The sequence below is a fragment of the Actinophytocola sp. genome (assembly GCF_050699915.1).
GTDB lineage: Bacteria > Actinomycetota > Actinomycetes > Mycobacteriales > Pseudonocardiaceae > Actinophytocola.
In genome coordinates this window covers 1-8348 of record NZ_JBOHGA010000246.1, presented here as the reverse complement: position 1 = coordinate 8348, position 8348 = coordinate 1, and the positions used below count along the sequence as shown (strand labels likewise).

At 71.2% G+C, this 8348-nt stretch carries 5 protein-coding genes and 1 pseudogene; 5 read left to right on the top strand and 1 reads right to left on the bottom strand.

All coding sequences use genetic code 11. The annotated features are described in order from the left end of the window. Positions 1-612: pseudogene (locus ACRDSK_RS28870) on the bottom strand (hypothetical protein); the annotation flags it as partial. Positions 613-709: 97 nt separating this feature from the next. On the opposite strand from ACRDSK_RS28870, the gene ACRDSK_RS28865 reads away from it, so the two are divergent. From ACRDSK_RS28865 to ACRDSK_RS28845, 5 genes are all read left to right on the top strand, one after another. Further along, on the top strand, positions 710-1672 hold the full coding sequence (locus tag ACRDSK_RS28865; protein WP_431444512.1) for an NAD(P)-dependent alcohol dehydrogenase: 963 nt from the start codon (positions 710-712) through the stop codon (positions 1670-1672). A gap of 131 nt (positions 1673-1803) precedes the next feature. Continuing rightward, the gene (locus ACRDSK_RS28860) at positions 1804-2568 is read left to right on the top strand and encodes a transglycosylase SLT domain-containing protein (protein ID WP_431444511.1); all 765 of its coding nucleotides are present in this window, start codon (positions 1804-1806) and stop codon (positions 2566-2568) included. 327 nt (positions 2569-2895) lie between these two features. Next, positions 2896-4131: an MFS transporter gene (locus tag ACRDSK_RS28855; protein ID WP_431444510.1), complete on the top strand. Its 1236-nt coding sequence runs from the start codon at positions 2896-2898 to the stop codon at positions 4129-4131. A gap of 505 nt (positions 4132-4636) precedes the next feature. Beyond that, positions 4637-5875, top strand: coding sequence for a diguanylate cyclase (locus ACRDSK_RS28850; protein ID WP_431444509.1), 1239 nt, complete (start codon positions 4637-4639; stop codon positions 5873-5875). A gap of 77 nt (positions 5876-5952) precedes the next feature. After that, positions 5953-8133, top strand: a complete 2181-nt coding sequence (locus ACRDSK_RS28845; RefSeq protein ID WP_431444508.1) for a phospholipase A2 — start codon at positions 5953-5955, stop codon at positions 8131-8133. The last annotated feature ends 215 nt before the right edge of the window (positions 8134-8348 follow it).

Genomic DNA, 8348 nt, shown 5'->3' with positions numbered 1-8348 from the left:
CCGCCCGCCCCGCTCGTGGGTCGGCACGGGATCCAGGCGGCCCAGCTCGTCGGTCCAGAACCGGATCGCCCGGCCGGTCAGCCGGGCGCCGTGGTCGGAGCGTTGCAACCGCGCGTCGTCGACCGGCTGGGGCGCCGCACGCGCCGGCAGCGGGCCCCGCAGCAGCAGGGCCAGGTCCTTGGCGACGAGCTCCATGCCGTCGTGGTCGACCGCGAGCGGGCAGACCACCAGCACCACGTGTCGCACGGCGTCGCCGACCGCGACGAGCGCCACGCGCAGCGGCCAGTCCCCGCGGTCGAACGGCCCGCCCAGTCGTTCGCGTGCCTGCTCGGCGGCGAACATCGACTCGCCGGTCCCGCAGCGCACCAGCTCGACCGACAGCGTGCCGGTGGCGAGCACCCGCTGCTCGTCCTCGCCGGTGAGCCGGGTGCGCAGCGCCTCGTGCCGGCTCACCAGCCGGGCGAGCGCGTCGGTCGCGCGCGGTACCGGGAGGTCCGGCACCGGCACCACCCTGACCTGCGGCACGGCGGTGTCCCCGGTACGAAGTACATGTCGCTGTCCCCAGGTGAGGGGCGCCGTGCCACCACGCTCCCCGGCGAACGCGATCTTCATGCGACTCACCTTCAGTTGGTTGAGCGATGAAGGAACCGGACGGCGCGCGAGTCTGGCACGCCGTGATCGCCCTGGACAACCGGCCGAAGGGATTCCGATGCGAGCAGCGGTGCACACCAGGTACGGCCCGCCCGAGGTGGTCGGCGTCCGCGAGGTGCCCACGCCGACGGCCGGGGCCGGCGAGGTGCTGGTGCGGGTCCACGCCACCACCGTGAACCGGACCGACTGCGCCGCCCGCGCGGCGAAGCCGTTCTTCATGCGGCTCGTCACCGGCCTCACCGGCCCGCGACGGACCGTTCTCGGCAACGAGTTCGCCGGCGAGATCGAGGCAGTCGGCTCCGGCGTCACGATCTTTCGGCCCGGCGATCGGGTGTTCGGCTACGTCGAGGGCCCGTTCGGCGCGCACGCCGAGTACCTGACCGTCCCGGCCGCCGGCTCGCTCGCCACGATCCCGCCGGAGCTGAGCTACGAGCAGGCCGCCCCCGCGACCGAGGGCGCGCACTACGCCCTCGCGATGATCCGGAAGACCCGGGTCCGCGCCGGGCAGGACGTACTCGTCTACGGCGCGACCGGGGCCATCGGCTCGGCCGCGGTCCAGCTCCTGGCGAGCGTCGGCGCACGGGTCACCGCGGTCTGCGCCACCGCCCACCTCGAGCTGGTCGCCGGTCTCGGCGCGGACCGGGTGATCGACTACACGGTCACCGACTTCACCCGCGACCGCCGCCGCTACGACGTCGTCGTCGACGCGGTCGGCAAGAGCTCGTTCGGCCGCTGCCGGCCGCTGCTGAAGCCGCGCGGGACCTACCTGTCAACGGAGCTTGGGCCGCGGGCGGAGAACCCGTTCCTCGCGGTCGCCACCCCGTTGCTCGGCGGCCGGCGGGTCGCCTTCCCGATCCCGCGACACGACCAGGCCATGATCGTCTACCTGCGCGACCTGCTCGCGTCCGGTGAGCTGGCGCCACTCGTCGACCGCCGCTACCCGCTCGAGGAGATCGTCGAGGCCTACCGGTACGTGGAGACCGGCCAGAAGATCGGCAACGTCGTCGTCACCATGGCGTAGATGGGCCGACTTGTGTCCGCCTGTGCAACCGGCCTGCTCGCTCGTGCACCAACGGTGGTGCCGGCGGGCCGGCGCCCGGCACGCTCGGACCGTCACAGTTCCGTCCGGATCCCTGGCCGTGGAGGCTCGCCGTGTCCAAGCTCTCGCCCGAGCAGATCGCCCAAGCCGCACACGACGCCGGGTTCCGCGGACAGGACCTGACCACCTCCGTCGCCATCGCGCTGGCCGAGTCCTCCGGTGACCCGAAGGCGCACAACGACGTGTCGCCGGACAACTCCTACGGGCTCTGGCAGATCAACATGCTCGGCGCGCTCGGCCCGGAGCGGCGCGACCAGTTCGACCTCGACTCGAACCGGGAGCTGTTCGACCCGAAGACCAACGCCGAGGCGGCATTCGAGATCTCCGGCCGGGGCGACTCGTTCCAGCCCTGGTCCACCTTCACCAACGGCGCGTACAAGAGCCACCTCGACGAGGCGCGCCGCGGCGTCGAGGCCATGCGCGACAACGGCAAGGACGACGACAAGGGCGGCCGGAACGACAGCAAGGGCGGCGGCGGGAAGGGCGGCGGCGACCGCGACGGCTTCGTCGTCGACCCCGACGCGCTGTCCGGCTACGTGCGCAGCGCCCGCTCGATCGCCGACGAGCTGGCGGCCCTGCGCACCAAGGAGCTGCACAAGGTCCGCTCGATCGCCGACGACAGCTTCGGCCTGATCGGCAAGGAGACCGGCTTCGCCAACGCGCTCGACAGCTTCGGCCAGTCGCTGCAGCGGCAGGTTCGCGGCGCCCGACAAAATGCGGACACATTGGCCGGTTCGGTCGCGAAAACGGCACGCCACTACCGCGAGCAGGAAGCGGACATCGCTGACGATCTGTTGCAACTCCTCCAAGGAAAGTAGGTCGCTGCGACCGTGAAGCGGAGCTGGCCACAGAGTTACGACTACGCTAGACACCCACGCTGAGCTGCCTAAACAGGCGCCGGAATACGCCGAAAGGGGTACAACTGGCATCTGGGAACGCGGTCCGACGAACTACCGATGCCCACGGTCGTCACAGGTGCCGGTACTCTGAGCTACGTGATGATGACGAAGTGAACATCATCGCGAGGGCTTGAAGTAGTTGACCGCGTACCGCGTGTGTCGAGCGCTGCCGGTCGACGCGTACGGGGGCCGGTCGCCCGCCAGATTGGCGGGTCAGAGCCGACGGAGTCGACACGGGGGTTGACGTTGAGCCAACGGGCGCCGGGTTTCTCCGCCGTACTGGCGGTTCCGGAGTTCCGCGCGCTCTGGTTCGCCGAGGCTCAGTCGGTGTTCGGCGACCAGCTCGCCAAGGTCGCACTCACCATCCTGGTCTACGACCGCACCGGCTCCGCGCTGCTGGCCGCGACGGCCTACGCGCTCACGTTCCTCTCCGCACTCGCCGGCGGGCTCGGCCTGTCCCAGCTCGCCGACCGGTTCCCGCGCCGCCGCCTGATGGTCACCTGCACGCTGTCGCAGGCGGTCGTGGTCGGCCTGATGGCGATCCCGGGCATGCCGATCGCGCTGCTGTGCGTGCTGGTGTTCTCGATCGGCCTGATCCAGTCGCCGGCCGCGGCCGCGCAGAACGCGGTCACCCGCGAGGTCTTCACCGACGACGAGCTCTACCTGCGCAGCCAGGACCTGCGCGGGATCACCACCAACACGCTGATGCTGCTCGGCCTCGCCGGCGGCGGCGTGCTGGTGGTCGCGATCGGCACGAGCTGGGCGCTCTCGATCGACGCGCTGACGTTCCTGGTGAGCACCGTCGTGGTGCACCGGTACGTGAAGAACCGCCGGATCGCGGGAAACAAGGAGGACGGCTGGTTCGACGCGGCGAAGTGGGTGTTCGGCAACCGCCGGATGCGCCTGCTGCTCACGCTGTCCTGGCTCGTCGGGCTGGTCGTGATCCCGGAAGGCCTGGTCGCGCCGCTCGCCGAGGAGCTCAACGCCCCCGACGCGGCGGTCGGCTGGCTGCTCGCGGCCGACCCGCTCGGCTTCGTGGTCGGCACCTACGTCCTGTCCCGGTTCGTCACCGCGGAGAACCGCGTGCGGGTCATGGGCGTGCTGGCGACCCTCTCGTCGGCAACACTCATCGCTTTCGCGTTAACGCCACACGTACTTATCGCGATTGTCTTGCTAGCACTGGCCGGAGCTTTCGGGGCCTACCAGATCACGGTCAGCGCGACGTTCAACACGGTTGTGCCCAACGAGATCCGCGGTGGCGCGTTCGGGGTGATCCGAACCGGCCTGCGGGTGTCCCAGGGCATCGGGGTCGCCATCGGTGGGGCGGTGGCGGAGATCATCGGCTCGACGACGGCGACGATCGCGCTGGCCGGGCTGCTGGGCGTGCTCATCGCCGTCCCGGCAACGGTCGCGTGGGCACGACTGCACCGATCCGTCCGTGGCGCTCGACTCGAGCCGAACCTGAATACGCTGCCCTCATGAGGGTGTGTGCCGTCCGGATGCCTCAGGACTCGTGGCCGCCGGCGGCGCGGATGCTCACAGCTCGCGATCCCTCATCCCGGTTCACCTCCACAGGTACACCCGAGCGGTGTTGGTCGTTCCCCCACGACAGGCTGTCAGACGGTCACAGCTCGCGATCTAGCATCATCGCTGCTCACCTCCGGGCAGGAACGGGGGCAGGTAGACCATGGCGCCCGGTTCAGAACCGTCCGCGACGCACGGGCATGCTAGCCGCTGATGCCGGAGTACGGCAGGCGGCTCCTTCGAGGCACACTTGCGTGTGACACGAGGGGAGGGACACAAGCCCATGAGTTTCACCGCTCACGACGGCCCTGGTCACGCCTCGCCTGGTGAAACTCCCCCCGGCTCGAACGACGGGCCGGAGCAGGAGCACGCGGAGCGCGATCAGGGGCACCTACCTGTTGCGCATACAAGTGTGAATGATCAACGCGAATTACGACACCGTGGCGGCAAATTTGTAGTGCAAATGCGTCAGTGGACCTTCTGGAAGCAGCGTCCCCGGGTCTTCGCGTACATGCTGACCTGCGAGTTCGCCGCGACGGCGTGCATCGTGCTCGCCACCCTCACCGCGCCCACACCCGACGGCACCGACTGGCTCCTGTTCGTGACGGTGGCCCTCTGCGCCAGCGCTCACCTGCAGCTGTCCCGTCGGCAGGAGGAAACCCGGCGCAGCCGCAAGCCGACCGTGCACATCGACCTCGTCGGCATCTGGTCGTTCGCCGCGGTCGTCGTCCTGCCGGTGCACCTCGCGCTGCTGAGCATCGTGCTCAGCCGAACCCAGCGCTGGTTCGTGGCCCGCCGGCCGCTCTACCGGTTCGTGTTCTCCAGCTCCAGCATGCTGCTCGCCGCGGTCGCCACCCATGAGGTCGTCGGCGCGTTCGGCCCGCGCACCCTCTCCAGCCTGAGCGTGCTCAACTCGATCACCGAGTTCGGCATCCTGATGCTCGGCGGGTTCGTGTACTTCGCCGCGCAGGCGATGGTGATCGGCATCGGCGCGATGCTGCTGAGCACGTCGCGGCCGAGCATCCGCTCGGCGCTCGGCACCAAGGACGACAACGAGCTCGAGGCGCTGACCATCGCGCTGGGCACGGTGGCGGCCATCCTGCTGGTCAACCTGCCCGCCGCGCTCGCGATCATCGTGGTCATCAGCGTCATCGGCAACCGCATCGCCGAGGTGCGCCAGCTGCAGGTGGACGTCCGCACCGATCCGAAGACCGGTCTGCTGAACATGCGCGGCTGGCGGGAGGGTGCCGAGCGGGCGCTGTCCCGGGTGGAGCGCGCCAACGGCGCGGCGGCCGTGCTGATGATCGACCTGGACCACTTCAAGTCCATCAACGACACCTGGGGCCACCCGGCCGGCGACGACATGCTCGAGTACGTGGCGCACGCGCTGCGCGGCGCGACCCGGCCGTCCGACGTCGTCGGCCGGTTCGGCGGCGAGGAGTTCGTGGTGCTGCTGCCGGAGGCGGACGCCACCGAGGCGGAGCAGGCGGGCGAGCGCATCCGCCGGATGATCTCCGAGCTGCACGTGCCGACAACCGACAAGCGCGGCGGCCCGGTCGCCATCACCCACCGCACGACCTCCATCGGCGTGGCGGTGTACCCGCAGCACGCGAAGGGCCTGAGCGAGCTCCTCCAGGCCGCCGACGCGGCCGTCTACGAGGCGAAGGAGCACGGCCGGGACCAGGTCCGCCTCGCCTCCTGAGCACCGACCGAACACCCGCCGGCCACGCGGCGTGAAACTAGCTGATCACGGCCGCGACAACGAGTAGCCTGCGACCCATGGGGAGGGTCACCACGGGTGTGCCACGGCTGCCGTGGCTCGTCGCGATGATCCTTGCCGCCGCGGCGTTCGCCGTGATCGCCTCACGCCCCAGCCCGCCGGAGACCCGGCCGGCCACCGGAGACGTCGCCAAGGTCGAGCAGGCGATCGAGGACCAGCTCGACCCCGCCGCCGGCCGCGACCCGATGCGGGACCTGCCGGCGGACTTCCGGTTGGTGAGCGGCCGCGAGCCGGTCCACATGCGCGCCCCGGACGGGACCCGGCGCGCCGTGCACCCCGGCGGCGGCTGCTCCTCGCCCTGGGGCGACACGCGCTGGGACTACAGCGTCGGCTGCAAGGCCCACGACCTCGGCTACGACATGCTCCGCTACGCCGAGCGCAAGGGCCAGCCGCTGAGCCCGGACCTCCGCGAGCGCCTCGACGACCGGCTCTCCACGGACATGCACGCCCAGTGTCGGCTCAACCCGCGCGGCTCGCCCACGTTCTGTGAGGTCGTCGCCTCGCTCTACACCGTCGGGCTGGTGGTCAACTCCTGGCACCAGCGCTGGGGCCCGCCGCGCAACGAGCCCGTCGGGCCGTGGTCGGTGGCCATGGTCGTGATCATGCTGCTCATCGCGGTCCGCGCGCCCGCGGTGGTGCGCAGCGGCGTGCGGCTGCGACCCCGCCGCACCCCCAGCCAGCCGCGACTCGACTCGACCGAGCTCGCCCAGGTGTCCTACCTCGACTTCTTCCGCATCCTCAGCCTCACCGGCGTCGTGCTGGCCGAGACGATCCTCGCCTTCACCATGCGCGGCGCGGCGGAGGCCGGCTGGGTGTGGCCGCTGACCTGGCTGCTGCAGCTCGTCCCGCTCTTCTTCCTCGCCGGCGGGCACTCGAACCTGCTGGCGTGGCGCGCCGCGCGGGACGCCGGCGCCGGCTACGGCACCTTCCTCGTCGGCCGGATCGGCTGGCTGATCCGGCCGGTGCTCGCGTTCGTCATCGCGTGGCTGCTCATCCCGCTGTCCCTGGAGCTGCTGGCGGCGCCGGACGACGCGATCACCGCGTTCAGCCGGCTCATCGTCCAGCCGCTGTGGCTGCTCGGGCTCTACCTGCTCGTGGTGGCCGCGACGCCGGTCATGCACGGGCTGCACCGCCGGCTGCCGGTCGGCACGCCGCTCGCGCTGCTGGCCGGCGTGGTGGCGCTCAGCTTCGTCGGCGGCTCGATCGCCGCACACATCGGCGGCGTGCTGGTCGCGCTGCTGTTCGGCCAGCTCGCGTTCCACTACGCCGACCGCACGCTCTGGCGGCTGCCGCGCTGGGTGCTCGGGACCGTCGCGGCCGTCGCGTTCGGCGGGCTCGTCGCCCTGACCACCCTGGGCGCCCAGCCGAAGCTGCAGCTCGCCGAGCCGACCGGGTACGCGGCGTTCGCGCCCTCGCTGGCCGGCGTGCTGCTGATCGGCATCGTGCAGACCTGCCTGGTGGCGCTGCCGCGGGAGCGCGGCCTGCGCGCGGTCGCGCTGAGCCCGCCGGCCCGCGCGACGGCGTTCGTGCGTGCCGCCCCGATGACCGTCTACCTCGTGTACCTGTGCGCGATGCTGCTGATCGAGGGCCTGGTGGGAGTGGCCCGTACCGCCGGTGTGGTCTCCGGCATCGGCTGGCTCGTGCACCCGCGCACGATGCTCGCCCTCGGCATGTTGGCACTGCCGACGCTGATCACTTTCCTGCTGTTCGAGCGGCGCGGCCCGCGGGCGGCGGCCGAGCCCCGGCTCGACGACGCCCGGCTCGACGAGGCCGGTCCCGAGGAGCCGCGGACCTGGGTGGACACGCTGGCCGCCGGGCTCGGCGTAGCCTACGGCGCGCTCGGCGTGCTCGGCTTCGCGGTCACCGGCCTGTCCGGCTGGACGCAGACCTCGACGCTGCTGGGGCTGCCCATCGATCCCATGGCGAGCCTCATCCACCTGCTGCTCGGCTGGTACCTGGTGCACTGCGTGCACCTGCAGACCAGCTCGCGGCCGGGCCCGTGGCTCGTCACCGCCGTCGCCTGCGTGCCCCCGATGATCACCACGATGAGCGGCGCCGGCACGGTCGTGCACGGCGCGACGATGGTCGGGGCTTTGGCCGTCGCGATCGTGTGCGCACAGCAGTCGCGATCCAGCACTGACACGTCGCCCGTGCCCGCTACCAGCGGCGTTACCAACTGAGGGGCACACTTCGAGGTGAAAATCGCGCACCGGTCCGATCACGGTGAGCGACGTATGCCACCCTACGAGACAACCGAAGTCCGCTCGCGCACGTCTTCTTGGGTAGCAGGGGACTGCGGGAGCTCGGGAGCGCTGCGGGAGGAGCCGGGGTGAAGCATCGGCCGCCGAGGTCAGACGGCCAGACGGCGCGCGGGCGGCGAGAGTCGTCGCGGGCC

Coding starts and splice junctions, on each gene's coding strand:
- ACRDSK_RS28865 (WP_431444512.1), top strand. CDS start 710: ATGCGAGCAGCGGTGCACACCAGGTACGGCCCGCCCGAGGTGGTCGGC.
- ACRDSK_RS28850 (WP_431444509.1), top strand. CDS start 4,637: ATGCGTCAGTGGACCTTCTGGAAGCAGCGTCCCCGGGTCTTCGCGTAC.
- ACRDSK_RS28845 (WP_431444508.1), top strand. CDS start 5,953: ATGGGGAGGGTCACCACGGGTGTGCCACGGCTGCCGTGGCTCGTCGCG.